The organism is Flavobacterium silvaticum, from assembly GCF_012911565.1.
In the GTDB taxonomy this organism is placed as follows: domain Bacteria; phylum Bacteroidota; class Bacteroidia; order Flavobacteriales; family Flavobacteriaceae; genus Flavobacterium; species Flavobacterium silvaticum.
The window spans coordinates 25,095-43,389 of the sequence record NZ_JAAMPU010000105.1; the positions used below are offsets into that span (position 1 = coordinate 25,095).

Annotated in this window: 14 protein-coding genes; 9 read left to right on the forward strand and 5 right to left on the reverse strand. The window is 44.4% G+C overall.

Annotated features, from left to right (window positions below; all coding sequences use genetic code 11):
• Window positions 1-39: 39 nt before the first annotated feature.
• The 5 genes from radA to panC all read right to left on the reverse strand — a co-directional run bounded on the left by radA (window position 40) and on the right by panC (window position 4,909).
• Window positions 40-1,401, reverse strand: a complete 1,362-nt coding sequence (gene radA / locus G6047_RS09240) for a DNA repair protein RadA (protein ID WP_169527329.1) — start codon at window positions 1,399-1,401, stop codon at window positions 40-42.
• 60 nt (window positions 1,402-1,461) lie between these two features.
• Window positions 1,462-2,613 (reverse strand): alpha/beta hydrolase, encoded by a 1,152-nt coding sequence (locus G6047_RS09245; RefSeq protein WP_169527330.1) that lies wholly within the window; start codon window positions 2,611-2,613, stop codon window positions 1,462-1,464.
• Between the two features lie 66 nt (window positions 2,614-2,679).
• The gene (locus G6047_RS09250; protein WP_317168281.1) at window positions 2,680-3,612 is read right to left on the reverse strand and encodes a lysylphosphatidylglycerol synthase transmembrane domain-containing protein; all 933 of its coding nucleotides are present in this window, start codon (window positions 3,610-3,612) and stop codon (window positions 2,680-2,682) included.
• A gap of 32 nt (window positions 3,613-3,644) precedes the next feature.
• Window positions 3,645-3,995: an aspartate 1-decarboxylase gene (panD, locus tag G6047_RS09255; RefSeq protein ID WP_169527332.1), complete on the reverse strand. Its 351-nt coding sequence runs from the start codon at window positions 3,993-3,995 to the stop codon at window positions 3,645-3,647.
• Between the two features lie 68 nt (window positions 3,996-4,063).
• Window positions 4,064-4,909 carry a pantoate--beta-alanine ligase gene (panC, locus tag G6047_RS09260; protein WP_169527333.1) on the reverse strand — a complete coding sequence of 282 codons (846 nt, stop codon included), beginning with the start codon at window positions 4,907-4,909 and terminating at the stop codon, window positions 4,064-4,066.
• Window positions 4,910-5,061: 152 nt separating this feature from the next.
• Here panC and G6047_RS09265 point away from each other — a divergent pair, with 152 nt between their 5' ends.
• The 9 genes from G6047_RS09265 (at window position 5,062) to G6047_RS09305 (ending at window position 18,291) form a co-directional block, all read left to right on the forward strand.
• A complete protein-coding gene (locus G6047_RS09265) occupies window positions 5,062-5,868 on the forward strand; it encodes a glycogen/starch synthase (RefSeq protein WP_169527334.1) in 807 nt (268 codons plus the stop codon).
• Window positions 5,869-5,879: 11 nt separating this feature from the next.
• Entirely contained in the window at window positions 5,880-7,439 is a 1,560-nt protein-coding gene (locus G6047_RS09270) for a DUF4270 domain-containing protein (RefSeq protein ID WP_169527335.1), read from the forward strand.
• A 10-nt stretch (window positions 7,440-7,449) separates the two neighbouring features.
• Complete coding sequence (glmS, locus tag G6047_RS09275) at window positions 7,450-9,297, forward strand: glutamine--fructose-6-phosphate transaminase (isomerizing) (RefSeq protein WP_169527336.1); 1,848 nt, start codon at window positions 7,450-7,452, stop codon at window positions 9,295-9,297.
• A gap of 276 nt (window positions 9,298-9,573) precedes the next feature.
• A complete protein-coding gene (locus tag G6047_RS09280; protein WP_169527337.1) occupies window positions 9,574-12,360 on the forward strand; it encodes a carboxypeptidase-like regulatory domain-containing protein in 2,787 nt (928 codons plus the stop codon).
• Window positions 12,361-12,378: 18 nt separating this feature from the next.
• Entirely contained in the window at window positions 12,379-14,001 is a 1,623-nt protein-coding gene (locus G6047_RS09285; RefSeq protein WP_169527338.1) for an SGNH/GDSL hydrolase family protein, read from the forward strand.
• Between the two features lie 268 nt (window positions 14,002-14,269).
• Window positions 14,270-15,778: a F0F1 ATP synthase subunit beta gene (gene atpD / locus G6047_RS09290; RefSeq protein ID WP_169527339.1), complete on the forward strand. Its 1,509-nt coding sequence runs from the start codon at window positions 14,270-14,272 to the stop codon at window positions 15,776-15,778.
• A 116-nt stretch (window positions 15,779-15,894) separates the two neighbouring features.
• A complete protein-coding gene (locus G6047_RS09295) occupies window positions 15,895-16,176 on the forward strand; it encodes a F0F1 ATP synthase subunit epsilon (RefSeq protein WP_169527340.1) in 282 nt (93 codons plus the stop codon).
• A gap of 150 nt (window positions 16,177-16,326) precedes the next feature.
• Window positions 16,327-17,805 carry an ankyrin repeat domain-containing protein gene (locus G6047_RS09300; RefSeq protein WP_169527341.1) on the forward strand — a complete coding sequence of 493 codons (1,479 nt, stop codon included), beginning with the start codon at window positions 16,327-16,329 and terminating at the stop codon, window positions 17,803-17,805.
• 3 nt (window positions 17,806-17,808) lie between these two features.
• Window positions 17,809-18,291, forward strand: coding sequence for a DUF2271 domain-containing protein (locus G6047_RS09305; RefSeq protein WP_211165418.1), 483 nt, complete (start codon window positions 17,809-17,811; stop codon window positions 18,289-18,291).
• The last annotated feature ends 4 nt before the right edge of the window (window positions 18,292-18,295 follow it).

The following is an 18,295-nucleotide window of genomic DNA, read 5'->3' on the forward strand; positions in this document are numbered from 1 at the left end:
CGGTATAAGTGGGGAAGTTACGGTTTTAATATGTTAAATTCAACCGAAAAGTCCTTCGGCCACATCTTCGATACGCGAAACATACCGGATTTCAATTGCCGGATTTTTGATGGCAACTTTGGTATATCTGGAAACGAATATGGTCGAAAAACCCAATTTCGCCGCTTCCTGTATGCGTTGCTCAACGCGGTTCACCGGACGGATTTCTCCCGAAAGCCCTAATTCTCCGGCAAAGCAGCAATCTTTTTTGACCGGAATATCTTCATTTGAAGACAAAATCGCGGCCGCGACAGCCAAATCGATTGCCGGATCGTCTACATTGATCCCGCCTGTGACATTGAGGAAAACATCTTTGGCGCCCAAACGGAAACCGGCGCGTTTTTCAAGGACGGCGAGTATCATGTTCAAACGTTTGGCATTGAAGCCGGTCGTGCTTCGCTGGGGCGTTCCGTAAACAGCGGTACTGACCAACGCCTGTATTTCGATCATTAGCGGACGCATACCTTCAAGGGTCGATGCGATTGCCGTTCCCGACAATTGTTCTTCGCGGTGCGAGATAAGTATTTCCGACGGATTGGCAACTTCACGTAATCCGCTTCCTAGCATTTCATAAATGCCCAGTTCGGCAGTAGATCCAAAACGGTTTTTCAGGGAACGAAGGATTCGGTACACATGGTTTCTGTCGCCTTCAAATTGCAAAACGGTATCGACCATATGCTCGAGGATTTTTGGCCCGGCGATGCTTCCGTCTTTTGTGATGTGTCCGATTAAGATTACCGGAACATTGCTTTCTTTAGCGAATTTGATGAGTTCGGCCGTACATTCGCGAATCTGGGAAATGCTACCCGGCGATGCTTCGATGTATTCGGTGTGGAGTGTCTGGATGGAATCGATGATAAGCACATCCGGGCTCACTTCTTCTATCTGGCGGAAAATATTCTGGGTTTTGGTCTCGGTTAGGATGTAACAGTTCTGGCTGTCCGGATTGATCCGTTCCGCCCGCATCTTGATTTGTTTCTGGCTTTCTTCTCCTGAAACATAAAGACTTTTAAATGGTAATTTGAGTGCAATCTGAAGCAGCAACGTACTTTTACCTATTCCGGGTTCGCCTCCCAAAAGTGTCAGGGATCCGGGAACGATGCCGCCGCCAAGAACACGGTTCAGTTCATCGTCTCCACTATTCAATCGGGCTTCCTGTGACGAATCGATTTCGCCAATAAGCAACGGTTTTGCAACGCGTTTGCTCTCGGTTGAATTGCTTCTCCATATTGGCTTTTCTTCCTTCTGGACAATTTCTTCGACTATGGTATTCCACTCACGGCAGGAAGTGCACTGGCCTTGCCATTTTGGATATTGGGTGCCACAATTCTGGCAGAAAAAAGAGGTTTTGACTTTGGCCACTTTAAAAGATTAAGGACTCAAAGGTAACTGAGGTTGGACTATTTTGAAAGCTTTTTAAGATTACTTCGAGGCTTTGAGTTCATCGGCCTTATCGATCATCATATCCTTTGTCAAATCACCAATCGGCTCCATTTGATAAGCATGCATGTAGGTTTTTATGGCTTTGTCGATCATCTCTTTTTTCTCGTACATCTGTGCCATTTCATAGTCAGCAAGCATTGTTTTAGGATAGTATTTATCGGCAAGCTGTGCGAGTTCGTCGAATTCGTTGTAAGCTTTGTTTTTGATGATGGCCGCTTCGATGGCCTTGAAATCACTGATGCGTATCTTCATCTTCATGCCCATCGCCTGTTCGATTTTGTTGTATTTGTCAATCAGGTATTTAACGTAACCTTCCGGCAAAGGGGCGATTTTTTCATTGTATTCCAGCATGGAAATAGGCTGATATACCGAGAAGAAATAATACAACGCATTCGGGATGGCAAACAAAACCTGCGAATAATGAGAGGCACCTTTGAACTCGTCGAACCTGTAATTAAGTGTCGGCTTGCTTACTTTTTTGGCATCTTCATCGAGTTTTTTGATACGGGCCGTCATCTTCTTGAGGTCGCCATCGGCAACACAGTGATAATACCATATTGGCTTTTCGATTTTCGAAAGCCTGTCCGGAACCTGTTCTTCCATCCCTTTTGGATATTCTGGAGAAATGATGATGTACGCATCGAACAACGGCTGGTCTTTATACAGGAAGTAATTGGCATACGCAGCGGTCACGTCTAATCCCGCGATGATTTTCAATGGTGCTATGCGATATGATTTCTGGATGGATGGCATGAGTTCCATTCCGATAAAATCAAAAAAGTCATTTCCTTTTCCGTCAGGAAGTCCGGTTTCTTTGTCAAATTCCGTATCGGTTTCGCGTTCGTTGTTGGCGTTTTGGTTGATCCCGACGACTATCATTTCCGGAATATCTTCCCAATACGTGCCATATTCGAGCGCTCCGTTGAATGCCGGAACCATGAATTCGCCGTCAAGCAACAACAGCAACGGATACTTTTTGTCTTTTTCCTTTCCGTAAGATGCCGGAAGCGAAATAGAAATAACGCGGTCTTCCTTTAGTCTTTTGGAAGATATGGTATCGATTATAGTCTTTTGGGAAAAGGCGGCCGTCGCCAAAAAGAGACAACAGCATATAGCAAAGATATTTTTCATAGTCAGGCGTTTTGGAAAAGATGCAACCATGGAAACCAACGGGTTGCGGAACGCCAATATAGAAAATTATTTGGTACGATTGAGAATCGGCAAAAGCAAAAAAGAACCAAGTCCAAGTGCGAGCACCACAAGCATTTGGGATGTCCAGACGATCCAGCCGAATGCATTGCCAACCGTTTCCGGTATAGCATAGAAAAGTAAGATCTTGGCAATCAGGAACGGATACGACCCAAAACCTGAATTCGTAAACGCAATGGCCATGCTTCCGACCACGAATGCAGAAATCGTAGCGCCAACGGAAAGGCTTTTAGTCGGCTCAAAAACAAAAAGCGTCACATAAAACGTAAGGATAAAACTGAACCAGATAAATACGGTATGCGCCAGATATTCCCATTTGTGTTCCATTTTCCAGAGACTGAAAAGACCTTCCTTGAGGCCGGAAACTTTTTCTTTCAACGCCAGGATGAACTTTGATTTGGAATAGGCGTAAACCCATAACCCAACGGTACAAAAGCCAATCCCGATGCCGCCATAAAGCAATAATTTATTGAGTGGGATCTGATCGAGTATGAATGCCTTTACAATATCGAACTGAAGAAAAAAGGCGACAAAGATGAACAATAATAATATGATCATATCGACGATGCGTTCGGCTACGATGGTACCGAAACCTTTGTCGAAAGGCACATCTTCATATTTCTTGAGAATCACCGCACGCGAGATTTCACCCGATTTCGGAACGGTCAGGTTGAGCAGATAACCCGCATTCACAGCCATAAAACAATTGGCAAAACTGACTTTGTAGCCCATTCCGGCAAGTGGATATTTCCAGCGCCAGGCGCGTGAAGCATTGCTCAGGACCGAAATGAAACCAGCCAAAAGGATAAATGAATAATCAGCGTCTTTAAAGTAACCCTTGATTTCGTCTATCTGTTCAGGCGTGAAACCGGTATAAGTGTAATAAATAAGGTAAAACCCCAGGCCGATGGGAAGCAGCACAGACAGCCATTTACTTATCTGTCGCTTCAAAATCAGGTAAGGGTGTTATTTGTTTCGTTAGGGAAAACCAGGGTTGGCTTGAACGATTTGGCTTCCTCGAAGTCAAGGATTCCGTAAGAAATGATAATGATGATATCACCTTTATGGACACGACGCGCAGCCGGTCCGTTAAGCGTGACATCCCCGCTGTTCCTGTTGCCTTTTATGGCATAAGTCTCAAGGCGTTCTCCATTGTTTACGTTTACAATAGATACTTTTTCGCCTTCAATAATGTTGGCGGCTTCCATGAGCGCTTCGTCAATGGTGATGCTGCCAATATAATTCAAATCGGCGCCGGTAACGGACACGCGATGGATTTTAGATTTAACAACTTGGATTTGCATGGGACAAAGGTAAATTAATTTGGAACTTCTTTATACTTTTTTGGGCAGATGCGAAAAGCATAAACATATTATAATGATATGGTATCGATGAGCCTTACTCCTTCACAATGGACGGCAATAAAAAACCGATACTTTTTTCCGGGGTCGAATTCCGGTGCAGGTTCTAAGGTTGATTCATTCGCTATTTCAAAATACTCGAGTTCGATATCCGGTATGTTGTCAAATTCTGTTTTTACGAATTCGCGGACGGCGTTGGCATTTTCTGTGCCACTCAGGGTTTTGGCAGATAGCAACGTCTTATATATGACAGCCGCTTTGTGACGCATTTCCGGCGAAAGCCTTTCATTGCGCGAACTCATGGCAAGTCCGTTTGGTTCACGAAGGATTGGGCATTCTACGATACTGACAGGAAGCTGACAGATTTCGACGAGTTTGCGGATAATCTGCAATTGCTGGAAATCCTTTTCGCCAAAATAAGCCTTATCCGGTTCAACGATTTCAAACAGTTTCTTAACGATTGTTCCTACACCGTCAAAATGTCCGGGACGGAATTTACCTTCCATCTGGTTTTCCAATCCGCCAAAATCAAAATGTTCCGATACCGTATTCTCACCGTACATTTCAGATACTTCCGGAGCAAATATGACAATGTCCGGATTGACCGTTTGGATCTTGGCGCTATCGGCTTCAAGCGTACGCGGATATTTTTTTAAATCGTCCGGATTGTTGAATTGGGTCGGGTTGACAAAGATGGAAATCACGGTCACATCAGTATCCGTGACAGACTGTTGCAGCAAAGACAAATGGCCCGCGTGAAGTGCGCCCATGGTAGGAACGAATCCGACGGTTTTTCCATCCTGGCGCAACGGCCACAGAAAATCCCGAAGCTGTTTGCGATTAGTAAATGTCATCATACAGATGCTATTGGCGGTGCAAACTTAAGATTTTAGAATTTATCACCGTAATTTTTAGTACTTTTGCAAAAGTTTTATGCCTTAGCCCATTACCTGTCTGGTTTATGAAGCGAACGGTTAAAAAAACAGCCTAAGAAAAAGACATTTACCCTATGGAGGACAAGAGGATATTGTATGTATCATCAGAAGTGGTACCATATCTTGCTGAGAATGAAGTTTCAATGATGTCTTACGATGTCCCTAAAATGGTCAATGACCAAGGCGGACAAATCCGGATATTCATGCCCAGATACGGCAATATCAACGAACGCCGTCACCAGCTTCACGAAGTGATACGCCTTTCCGGCATGAACCTGGTCGTCAATGACCTTGATATGCCGTTGATCATTAAGGTTGCATCTATACCTAAAGAACGTATACAGGTTTATTTTATAGATAACGACGAATATTTCAAGCGTAAAGCTACCTTCACCAATGAAGACGGCGAACTGTATCCGGACAATGACGAACGTTCCATCTTTTTTGCAAAAGGTGTAGTAGAAACCGTAAAGAAACTCAATTGGGTTCCGGATATCATTCACGTTCACGGCTGGCTCGCATCGATGCTTCCGGTTTACATGAAGCATTATTATAAGGACGAGGCGCTTTTTGCAGATACCAAGATTGTAACCTCTGTGTATTCACAATCTTTTGATGGTACGCTCGACCCGGAAATGATCAACAAAGTGAAGTTCGACAACGTTCCGGAAGAATCGGTTGCGGATCTTGCTTCACCAACTTATGAAAACATCATCCGCACAGCAGTGGCGCACTCTGACGCTGTGATTATTGCATCGGAAAACGTATCTCCAAGTTTAACAAAATATATAGAATCGTCCGGCAAACCTTTTCTACCTTTCGCGCCGAAAGAAAAAGTTGCTGAGGAATACACCGCTTTCTACAAGAATTCGGTTCTATAATTTACACAAACATGCATATCAAGAAGTTTCTATTTTGCCTTGGGGCTATTGCCGTTTTACTGGTTTCCTGTGACCGCGATTATAATGAATTGGGTTCTGACATCCTTGGCGGGGAAAATTATCAGCTAGGTACAAGACACGATTTTAATGTTACCGCATCAACTTTTGCAACCGGAGCAGTGCAGTCAAATAACCTTGCGACCAATCCGCTTGGCGTATACACCGATCCTGTATTCGGAAAAGTCACAGCCAATTTTGTTACCCAGGTTGCGCTTGCTACTGAAGCACCTACCATTGGCACAGATCCGGAAATCGATGATGTAATCCTTAAAATCCCATATACGAGTACTGCGACAGGCGAGACAGATAGTGATGGGAACAATGCTTACACGATTAATTCACTTTACACCAGAGGTACGGGTAAATTCAATCTTGAAATATATCGGAACGGTTATTTTTTAAGGGATAATGAGGTCGACGGATCCAACGAAATTACGAGCCAATATTATTATACCGATCAGAATCAGGATATTGACAATGTCAAGGTCGGTTCCAAGCTGAACGATTTGGAAACGACGGACCATGAGGAAAACACGGCTTTCTTCTTTAATCCGAAAGAAATCGTTACAAACGAATATGCGGACGACGGCGTCACCGTGACAAATACGACACGTGAAGCTCCAGCCATGATAATCCATTTAAATAAGGAATATTTTGCAGAAGCGATCCTGAATACGAATTCAGCCAACCTGGCTTCGAATAATGCGTTCAAGGAATATTTCCGCGGATTGTACTTTAAAGCTACCGGAAACAATGACGACGAAGCACTTAACCTGCTTAATTTCACTGCCGGCACCATCACTATTTCCTACACAGCTGGAGAAACCGAAGATACACGTACCGACAGAACCATCACGCTGAACCTGACCGGAACAACCATAAGCCTGCAGGAAAGACAAAACGCCTTTGCTGTTCCACAGGGAAGATTGGCTGTGTTGGGCGGCCCCGGATATACGTCTCAAATCGATATCCTCAACCCGTCCGACCTTGAAATGATGCGCAATGAAAAATGGATGATCAACGAAGCAAGTCTTTCTTTTTATGTTGACGAATCGATTACGGGAATGCAGCATGCAGATCATACGAATCCGCAACGGATCTATCTGTACGACATGAACCATAAACAGGCCGTATTGGATTATCTTTACGACAATACAACACTGAGTGATGCATCGTTGAACAAATATGTTTACGGCGGAATTTACCTCAAAGACAGTTTGAGCCCAACCGTCATAAGGCATAAATACAAAATACGGCTTACCAACTATTTGAGGAGTCTTATTTCAGACGATTCGACGAATGTGCGCCTGGGTCTTGCCGTGAGCCAGAGTATTGCGAATTCTACCATGAACCGACGTAAATCCGGGGCACCTGATTTTTCTGAAGGCTCAGATTTTATACCTCAGGCATCCGTAATCAGCCCATTGGGAACCGTTTTATACGGAGCCGATGCCACCGATGAAACAACACGACTGAAATTGACCGTATATTACACCATACCTAACCCATAATACCTAACCTATGTGTGGAATAGTTGGATACGTAGGATATCGCGAAGCCTATCCTATTATTATTAAAGGACTCAAACGGTTGGAATACCGCGGATACGACAGTGCCGGAGCCATGATTTATGATGGTGAATCACTCAAACATTCCAAAACTAAAGGAAAAGTAACCGATCTTGAATCCCGTGCCTCTGCCGAAATTTCCCTCAATGGAAGCATCGGGATGGGCCATACGCGTTGGGCTACACATGGTGTTCCTAACGATGTAAATTCCCACCCGCACTTTTCAAACAGCGGAGAAATTTCGATTATCCACAACGGAATCATCGAGAACTACGAACCGTTGAAGAAAGAATTGATCAATCGCGGTTACACGTTTACATCTGACACTGACACGGAGGTTCTGGTAAACCTGATTGAGGAAGTACAACGCAAGGAAAACCTCAAAATCGGGAAAGCCGTACAGGTAGCGTTGAACCAGGTTGTCGGCGCTTATGCCATTTGCGTTTTCGATAAAAAATATCCCGATCAAATGGTCGTTGCCCGTTTGGGAAGCCCATTAGCTATCGGTATCGGGAAAGACGAATTCTTTGTGGCTTCAGATGCATCGCCATTTATAGAATACACTTCCAATGCTATTTATCTTGAAGATGAGGAAATGGCAATTATCCGCAAGGATAAACCTGTAAAAGTGCGTAAGATCAAAGACGATACCTTGGTCGACCCGTACGTTCAGGAACTTCAGATGAATTTAGAGCAAATCGAAAAAGGCGGATACGACCATTTCATGCTCAAGGAAATCTACGAACAGCCTAACGTGATAAAAGACACCTATCGCGGTCGTCTGCACGCCAACGAAGGCATCATCCAGATGGCAGGTGTAGAAGACAATCTTGAAAAATTCACCAATGCCGAACGCATCCTCATCGTAGCCTGCGGAACTTCTTGGCATGCCGGCCTTGTGGCTGAATATATTTTTGAAGAATTCACCCGTATTCCGGTAGAAGTGGAATATGCGTCTGAGTTCCGTTACAGAAACCCGATCATCAATAAAGGTGATGTGCTTATCGCAATCTCACAATCCGGAGAAACGGCAGATACATTGGCCGCCATCAAACTTGCCAAAGAAAAAGGCGCGTTTGTTTTTGGCGTCTGTAACGTAGTCGGATCTTCTATTTCCCGTGAATCTCATGCCGGTGCTTATACACATGCCGGGCCTGAAATCGGGGTGGCATCCACCAAAGCCTTCACCACGCAAATCACGGTCCTGACTATGATCGCCTTGCGTCTGGCAAAAGCAAAAGGAACACTTTCGAATTCAGATTTCCACAGATATCTGCAGGAACTCGAAGTAATCCCGGAAAAAGTAGCCGATGCCTTATTGACCAACGACGTGAGCAAAGAAATCGCCGCCAAGTTCAAAGATGCTCCGAATTGCCTGTATCTTGGAAGAGGTTACAATTTTCCGGTAGCGCTTGAAGGTGCCTTGAAACTAAAGGAGATTTCATATATTCATGCCGAAGGTTATCCGGCTGCGGAAATGAAACACGGACCAATCGCGCTCATAGACGAATCGATGCCCGTTGTAGTAATCGCTCCAAAACAAGGTCATTATGATAAGGTTGTAAGTAACATTCAGGAAATCAAATCTCGTAACGGTAAAATTATTGCGATTGTGACCAAAGGCGACATTCAGGTTCGTGGGCTTGCCGATTTTGTAATTGAAGTTCCCGATACTACAGAAGCATTGACACCCTTATTGACGACAATTCCGCTTCAACTGCTATCTTATCATATTGCCGTAATGCGGGGTTGTAATGTGGATCAGCCTAGAAATCTTGCCAAATCTGTAACGGTAGAATAATTTACTTTTACAGCATCATAATAGTAACGGGGTTTATAGCCCCGTTTTTTATTTTTTTTACTTTCTGTCACTTTTATTGAAAACACAAAATTTTATATGTACGCATACTATTTTCAATAAAGAATGGAGTGAATCAGCCAAAAGCCAAAAAAAAGTTAAAGGAATTTCGTGATATACTGAGAACCTTCTATCTGTAAAAAACGAAAACGATTTAGTTGCGGTTAAAAAGGAAGTCTTTTCTTATTACATTAGCGATATAATCAACTCCTAACACAAATGAAGTTCTACATTTTATTGATCGCGTTATGCACCGGAACCCTTGCATTTGCGCAATCGACACTCAAAGGAACGGTTACCGACAAGGATAATCTTCCGCTGCCAGGCGCCAATGTAAAAGTTGTTGGAACGACTACGGCGACCAGTTCAGATTCAGATGGAAAATTTATACTTCCCGTCACCCAAAACCCACCATTCACCATTGAAATCAGCAGCGTCGGTTTTACTACCCAGACCATGCGCGTCACAAGCCTTTCTGATGTAACCGTGAAAATGGCATCGGAAGACACCAAACTCGATGAAATCGTCATCTCGGCATCAAGAACACCGGAACGAGTCTTGGAATCGCCGGTCACCATAGAACGGATGACGCTTCAGCAAATCAAAAACACAACGTCCCCAACTTTCTATGACGGACTTGAAAATATGAAGGAAGTGCATTTCAACACCAGCAGTCTTTCATTCAAATCCATCAACACCCGTGGATTCTCTACAGTGGCAAACACCCGTTTCCTTCAATTGGTTGACGGTATGGACAACTCATCGCCTGCACTCAACTTTGTTCTCGGGAATCTCGTTGGGCTTTCAGAAGTCGATGTGGCTAACGTAGAATTGCTTCCCGGAGCGTCATCGGCACTTTACGGAGCCAACGCTTTCAACGGAATTTTGTTTATGAACAGCAAAAGCCCGTTTACTAACGAGGGCATCTCAACGTATTTCAAATACGGAAAAACCAGCCAGGACGCAGCCGGTACGAATGATTATTATGATTTCGGAATCCGGATGGCAAAAGCGTTCACCCCTCATTTTGCAGCCAAAGCGAACTTTTCATGGTTGCGCGCTACGGAATGGATTGCCAATGAAACCAGCAGTGTGACCGGCGGTACGAGCCACGCGGACAATCCAAATTATGACGGATTAAACACCTATGGAGATGAAGTGACTACGTTCCTTCCGAATGTGGGCCAGGTAAGCCGTACCGGTTATCGCGAACAGGATGTGAACGAGAATAAGATTGAAAGTGTAAAGGCTGATATTTCGATCCATATCAAGCCAATGGCCGATGACCTCGAAATTATCTTTCAGGAAAAAGTCGGTCTCGGAAGCACGATTTATCAGGGTGCCAACAGATATTCACTCAAGAATTTCCTTATGAACCAGGTTCGGCTTGAGGTCCGTAACCGCAATTTCTTTGTCCGCGGATACATGACTTCTGAAAGCGCCGGTGATTCGTACGATATGCGATTTGCCGCCTGGAATGTGAACCGGGCCTGGAAAACGGATACCCAATGGTTTACAGATTATGCTACGGCTTTTGCTTTGTCACAGGCGAATTTCGGATACCTTCCTCCTCAAGCACATGCCTATGCCCGACAATTCGCAGACTACAACGACTCTCCGGGAATTCCATTGAACCCAAGCGGTGCCTCACGCTATATGCCCGGAACTCCTGAATTCGACCAGGCACTCGCATCGGTAACCGCTAATCCGGATTTGACCCAAGGTGCCAAGTTCAAGGATAACTCAAAACTCTACCATGTAGATGCGAATTACAACTTCAAGGAATTGATCAAATTTGCAGAAATACAGCTTGGAGGTTCGTTCCGTCAATATGCGCTGAATTCAGACGGAACCATTTTTACAGATTACGATGGCATTATCCGTTACAACGAATACGGCGCTTATACTCAGGTACAGAAGAAATTCCTTAAAGACGAACGTTTGAAATTCACAGGTTCTGTACGTTATGACAAGAGCGAATTGTTCGACGGCTTTTTCTCGCCACGTGTCGCCTTGGTCTATTCGGCAGGCGCGAATAAAGTACACAATTTCCGTGCTTCGTTCCAGACCGGTTTCCGTAATCCGACGACACAGGATTTGTTCATCGGGCTGGACCTTGGGCCGTTTGCTCTTATCGGATCGGCCGCAGAAAACCTCAATCGTTTTGTAGAAACACAGCCAGTCAGCGCCGCCGGACAACAATTGCCGGGCGTTACGCCAACGGTGACACTTGACGGAAACGATGCTTATAACAATTCATACACCTTGGCATCGGTACAGGCTTTTGCCCAATCACAAAATCCAGCCGATTTACAGGTTGCCAATATCAAACTGGTAAAACCGGAACGTGTGAAAGCTTTCGAAATTGGTTATCGTGCGGTACTTGAAAGCGGTTTATCAGTTGACATAAATGCTTACTACAATATCTACAATGATTTCCTGAACCAATCGCGTGTCATCACTCCTTATTATGGTCATGTAAACGATGGAACCGCTTCACAAGATCAGGTCAACCTGGGTTATCAGGCACTTGCTTTCGGTGATCGTCGGGTGTATCAAATCTATACCAACTCACAAACCGAAGTGGAATCTTACGGTGTCGGTATCGGGCTTTCCAAAAAAATCTACAAGAATTTTGAACTTGGCGCCAATTACAATTATGCCGGTTTTGAATATGATGCCAGTGAAGATCCATCGTTCATTCCAGGCTTCAACACGCCAAAACACAGGGTAAAGGCCATGTTTGGAAATCCGAATGCCATTGCGAATTTCGGATTCAACCTTAACGTAAGATGGAACACGGAATACCTGTGGCAATCTTCTTTCGGAGACGGTATGGTTCCTGAAAATACGGTTTTCGATGCGCAGGTCAGCTACAACATCCCTGTCATAAAATCAGTCGTAAAAGTGGGAGGTGCAAACCTTTTCGGAAAAGATTACATTCAGGTAATTGGTGCCGGACGCGTAGGCGAAATGGTGTATGTTTCCTTTACTTATAATCCATAATTGCTAAAAAGAACTATCATGATAAAGAATTATAAAGGACTGTTTTTAGCATCGCTCACCATTTTCGCGGCATGCAGCGATGACGATACGGTTGCCACGGTACCAGATGAACCAATTACGGCGGGTTCTGCCGACTTCTCCAAATATGTTTCCGTAGGGAATTCGCTTACTGCAGGCTTTAGCGACAATGCGTTGTTCAAGGCAGGCCAATTGAATTCCTATCCGAACATCCTGGCTTCACAATTCACGCTAGTCGGTGGAGGCGAATTTAAATTACCGCTTTTGGGCGATGACAATAACGGCGGGTTGACTTTGGCCGGAACACCGATACAAGGATTGCGTTACGCGATACAGGGTTTCAACACGTGCCCTTCTGTTACTCCAATAATCGGCCCGATTCCGGGAGTTCCCACGAATGAAATCGGCGTTCCGTTGACTGGTCAGTTCAACAACATGGGTGTTCCGGGAGCAAAAGTTTTCCATTTACTGGCTCCGGGTTACGGTAATGCTGCCGGCGTTTTGACCGGACAGGCGAACCCATATTTTGTGAGGTTTGCTTCTTCTCCAACTACAAGCGTTATTGCAGATGCGGTTGCACAAAATCCTACTTTCTTTTCATTGTGGATCGGGAATAACGATGTGTTGTCTTATTCTACTTCAGGAGGAACAGGTTTGAACCAGGTCGGAAATATGAACCCGGCCACATACGGATCCAATGACCTTACCGATCCGACCGTTTTTGGTGGCGCGTACAACCAACTGGTAACAGCTCTTACGGCTAATGGTGCTAAAGGTGTAGTTGCGAACATACCTTATGTTTATACAATACCATTCTTTACTACGGTTCCTGCGAATCCATTGACATCTGCGCTGATTGGTGGCTGTTCGGAACAACCAGATGGCACAACGGCTCCAAATATCCCTGTTGGAGATGCCACTATCGATCAGTTGAACACGTTATTATACGGGCCGCTTAAAACGGCGTTGACCGCTTTTGGAGCCGGTGATCGTATTGAATTGTTGAGCAAGACTTCGGCTAACGGATTATTGATCAAGGATGAAAGCCTCCCTAACCTGTCGGCTCAATTGACGGCGGCATTCACACCTTCACTCGGTGCTGCAACGGCGGCTTTCTACGGACAGGTATACGGACAGGCGCGTCAGGCCAAAAAAACGAGTTCGGTAGCAACGACAGATTATATTTTGCTGACTACTCAGGGCGTTATCGGGACTAATGCTCCTAGTATTCCGGCTCCGGTAAACGTGTATGGAATTACATATCCGTTGCAGGACCAACACGTTCTGGTTCCTTCAGAAGTAGCCGAAATACAGACAGCGACAGATCAATTCAACCTTGCCATCAAAGCAGCCGCCGATGCACACGGCTTGGCATTCATGGATGCCAATGCACTATTGCAACAATTGCGTTCCACTGGAATCAGGGCAAACGGATTGCAGCTTGGAGCGGCTTATGTTTCGGGTGGAGCATTCTCTCTTGATGGTGTCCATCCGGGCGCAAGAGGGTATGCTTTGATTGCAAACAAATTCCTTGAGGCTATCAATGCGACGTACGGATCGAATTTCAAGGGCGTCGATTTGAACAATTATCCTTCCCAATATCCTGCCACACCATTGAATTAGTTTTTAGTTCGGAAGTTCTTGGTTCGGAAGATCAGAATATCGGAAAACAATATCAGGAAAGCATCTTTAAACTGCTTTCCTTTTTTATTTAAACACCTTGTCATTGAACTTCCGAAGCAGGAACTTCCGATCTGGTTTCGAGACGCTCAAAACACCGAATATTTTTCCGTTAAACTTTTTGGGAATCTCTATTATAAGCCTATCTTTGCACTCGAAAAAAATAAGGTTCGCAAAAAACCTAATCAGCTATAATTAAATTACATAAGCAATGTCGAAAATAACAGGAAAAGTTGCGCAGATCATTGGCCCGGTGGTTGACGTAGTGTTCAGCGGCGAGTCGGCTCTCCCGAAAATTTATGACTCACTGGAAATCAGGAAAGAAGATGGAACGCTGTTGGTTCTTGAAGTGCAATCGCACATTGGGGAAAACACGGTTCGTACGATCTCTATGGATTCCACTGACGGATTGAGCCGCGGATACGAGGTTACCGGAACCGGAAACCCTATCAAAATGCCGATTGGTGCCGATGTTTACGGACGCCTTTTCAACGTTATAGGAGACGCAATTGACGGTCTTGGTGACTTGCCACGCGATGGCGAGAACGGAATTTCGATTCACCGTCCGGCTCCGCGTTTCGACGAGCTTTCCACATCTACCGAAGTTCTTTTCACCGGTATCAAAGTAATCGACCTTATCGAGCCTTATGCAAAAGGTGGTAAAATTGGGTTGTTCGGTGGTGCAGGTGTTGGAAAAACGGTTTTGATCCAGGAATTGATCAACAACATTGCTAAAGGCCACGGTGGTCTTTCGGTATTTGCAGGAGTAGGTGAAAGAACCCGTGAAGGAAATGACTTGCTTCGCGAGATGCTTGAGTCTGGCATTATCAAATACGGTGAGGAATTCATGCACTCTATGGAAAATGGAGGATGGGATTTGTCCAAGGTTGACAAAGCAGGCATGCGTGATTCGAAAGCTACTTTTGTTTTCGGACAGATGAACGAGCCGCCAGGAGCACGTGCACGTGTGGCGCTTTCAGGACTTTCCATCGCTGAGTATTTCCGTGACGGAGCTGGTTCTGACCAAGGGAAAGACGTTCTTTTCTTTGTGGATAACATTTTCCGCTTTACACAGGCTGGTTCAGAGGTTTCGGCACTTTTGGGCCGTATGCCATCTGCCGTTGGTTACCAACCTACATTGGCTACAGAAATGGGTGCGATGCAAGAGCGTATCACCTCTACGAATAAAGGATCGATCACATCTGTACAGGCGGTTTACGTTCCTGCGGATGACTTGACCGACCCGGCTCCGGCAACTACATTTGCCCACCTTGATGCTACAACTGTACTTTCACGTAAGATTGCTGAACTTGGTATTTACCCAGCGGTTGACCCGTTGGATTCGACTTCACGTATCCTTACGCCGGAAATCCTTGGTGACGAGCATTACGATTGCGCTCAGCGTGTGAAAGAAATCCTTCAGAAATACAAGCAATTGCAAGATATCATTGCAATCCTTGGTATGGAAGAATTGAGCGAAGAAGATAAACTGGCCGTATCACGTGCCCGTCGTGTGCAACGTTTCTTGTCTCAACCATTCCACGTAGCGGAGCAGTTTACAGGTATTCCAGGAGTTTTGGTTGATATCAAAGACACTATCAAAGGTTTCAACATGATCATCGACGGAGAACTGGATCACCTTCCGGAAGCAGCGTTCAACCTGAAAGGAACCATTCAGGATGCTATCGAGGCAGGAGAGAAAATGTTGGCGGAAGCTTAATAATTAATAATGAACCCCTGAGCCTGAAGGGCGACAATAACTTCCCGAATAATTAACAATTAGGCTCTCGGTTATCGCGCTCCTTAATTATTAATTATTAATTATTAATTGAACTCATGACTTTAGAAATAGTTTCACCAGAAGCCAAACTTTTTTCCGGAACGGTAACTTCGGTTACATTGCCCGGAGTTGACGGAAGCTTCCAGATACTCAATCACCACGCGCCTATCGTTTCTATCCTGAAAGAAGGTGTCATTAAGATTGTTGCCGATTCTTTTACGTTCGCGAAAGAAGTTTCGAAAAAATTTGTCAAGGTTGACGATAAAACGCAGACACTTGCAATCAACTCAGGAACCATCGAGATGAACGATAACAAGATTATTGTTTTGGTAGATTGATATATCAACACAAATAAAAAAGCCGGACTAGCGTCCGGCTTTTTTATTTGTGGCTGTTTTTCATATCGGTGTAATAAAATGCTAAACTTTTCTCAGCAAATAACTTTATTTAGAATCAGTCTTAGTAATTTTGCAATCCAAACAATCATTATGATCCGCAAAACTCTTATCTGCTTATTGGTTGCATCATTGCCTGTTCTTGGCATAGCACAAAAAAATGTTTTCCTTGATCGTGCTTATTGGAAAACCAAACCGAATGTCGCCACGATAGAAGCCGAAATCAAAAAAGGCAACAATCCATCGGAACTGGATAAAAATGCTTTTGATGCAACAGTCTTCGCCATACTCGAAGATGCTCCAAAAGAGACTATTGAATTCCTTCTTTCCCAAAAAGGAAACGATGTGAATAAGATCACCCACGATGGAAGAACCTATATTTTCTGGGCAGCATACAAAGGCAATGCAGATTTGATGCGCGACCTCATCAAAAGAAACGCAAAAACCGATATCATTGAAGATCACGGTTACACCATCATGAATTTTGCGGCTGCAACCGGGCAAATGAATACTCAGGTTTATGACATATGCCTTGAACAAGGCGCCGATCTTAAAAAAGATGTAGACCATGACGGAGCCAACGCCCTGCTTCTTTCTGCAACCTACTCCACCGACTTCAAGCTCCTCGATTATTTTTCAAAAAAAGGGCTTGACATTGACGGTACCGATAGTAACGGAAACAGTGCATTCAACTATGCTGCAAAAACCGGAAATGTCGCATTCCTTGGAGCATTAATCAAAAAAGGCGTCCCATTCAACAATAATGCGTTCCTGTTCGCAGCTACCGGAACACGCGGAACATCGAACAAACCCGAAACCTATCAATTCCTGGAATCGTTAAAACTAAAACCTTCAGTAATAGGAAAGAACGGCGAAAATGCCCTGCATATCCTGGCCAAAAAAGAAGGCCAACTGGATATAATCAAATGGTTTTTAGACAGAGATGCGAAGGCCGACCAAATGGACAAAGATGGCAATACGCCTTTGTTATTTGCGGCATCCTCGGGTGAAATTCCAGTTATTACGTTGTTTGCCGAAAAAACCGGAAACGTTAACCTGGGAAACAAAAAAAAGGTTATGCCTGTAGCATTGGCCATCAAAAACAATAGCGCGGAAGCTGTGGAATTGCTTCTTTCCAAGGGCGCAAAACCAAATGTAATGGATTCGGATGGAAACAATCTTGTCGCTTACCTCATCCAATCCTATGATGCTAAAAAGAGCGATGTTTTTGATGCAAAATGGAAGCTCCTTGAAAAAGCAGGAGTAAATCTCACGGCAAACCAGCAGGATGGAAACACGTTGTATCATTTGGCAGTGTCAAAAAACGATCTGGATTTACTCAAGCGTCTGTCCAAATATAAAATCGATGTCAATGCCAAAAACAAAGAAGGATATACAGCACTTCATAAAGCAGCGATGATTGCAAAAGATGATACCGTACTCAAATACCTCATTTCAATCGGGGCCAAAAAAGACATCACGACCGACATGAAAGAAACAGCGTTCAGCCTTGCCTCAGAAAACGAATTTCTTTCCAAAAACAATATCTCTGTACAATTTCTCAAATCGTAACACATGAATTATTTACGCCTATTCTTTCTGCTGACATTGCTTTCTACAGTGATGAATGCCCAGAAAACAGGAACCACAAAATACAAATGCATGGTCCAGATGACCAATTATCCGGGTGAAGGCGCTTATGTCGTGGCCTCATTGATAGATCCGAAAGGTGCTTATGAAAAGACACTTTTGGTTTTAGGACAGGATAAAAAATGGTATCACGATTTAACGGAATGGCATAAAAACCTCGGCAAGAAAACACCTCCAACGAGCGCTATTACAGGTGCGTCTGCGGCTGGAGGCGACCGAAAAATCCAGGTTGTTGAAATTGACAACGCACAACTTGACGCAGGTTATACTATTCGCTTCGAATCGGCAGTAGAAAACCAGGACCACCATATCAAAGACGTAGAAGTTCCGTTGACGACCGAAAATGTTTCGGGAAAAACCGACGGAACTGGCTATATTCGCTACGTGCGATTTATGCCGAATAATTAATAAC

Excerpts from the sequence above, each read along its gene's own strand:
- G6047_RS09245 (WP_169527330.1), bottom strand. The coding sequence starts at position 2,613 with ATGAAAAATATCTTTGCTATATGCTGTTGTCTCTTTTTGGCGACGGCC.
- panD (WP_169527332.1), bottom strand. The coding sequence starts at position 3,995 with ATGCAAATCCAAGTTGTTAAATCTAAAATCCATCGCGTGTCCGTTACC.
- panC (WP_169527333.1), bottom strand. The coding sequence starts at position 4,909 with ATGATGACATTTACTAATCGCAAACAGCTTCGGGATTTTCTGTGGCCG.
- G6047_RS09265 (WP_169527334.1), top strand. The coding sequence starts at position 5,062 with ATGGAGGACAAGAGGATATTGTATGTATCATCAGAAGTGGTACCATAT.
- G6047_RS09270 (WP_169527335.1), top strand. The coding sequence starts at position 5,880 with ATGCATATCAAGAAGTTTCTATTTTGCCTTGGGGCTATTGCCGTTTTA.
- glmS (WP_169527336.1), top strand. The coding sequence starts at position 7,450 with ATGTGTGGAATAGTTGGATACGTAGGATATCGCGAAGCCTATCCTATT.
- G6047_RS09280 (WP_169527337.1), top strand. The coding sequence starts at position 9,574 with ATGAAGTTCTACATTTTATTGATCGCGTTATGCACCGGAACCCTTGCA.
- G6047_RS09285 (WP_169527338.1), top strand. The coding sequence starts at position 12,379 with ATGATAAAGAATTATAAAGGACTGTTTTTAGCATCGCTCACCATTTTC.
- atpD (WP_169527339.1), top strand. The coding sequence starts at position 14,270 with ATGTCGAAAATAACAGGAAAAGTTGCGCAGATCATTGGCCCGGTGGTT.
- G6047_RS09295 (WP_169527340.1), top strand. The coding sequence starts at position 15,895 with ATGACTTTAGAAATAGTTTCACCAGAAGCCAAACTTTTTTCCGGAACG.
- G6047_RS09300 (WP_169527341.1), top strand. The coding sequence starts at position 16,327 with ATGATCCGCAAAACTCTTATCTGCTTATTGGTTGCATCATTGCCTGTT.
- G6047_RS09305 (WP_211165418.1), top strand. The coding sequence starts at position 17,809 with ATGAATTATTTACGCCTATTCTTTCTGCTGACATTGCTTTCTACAGTG.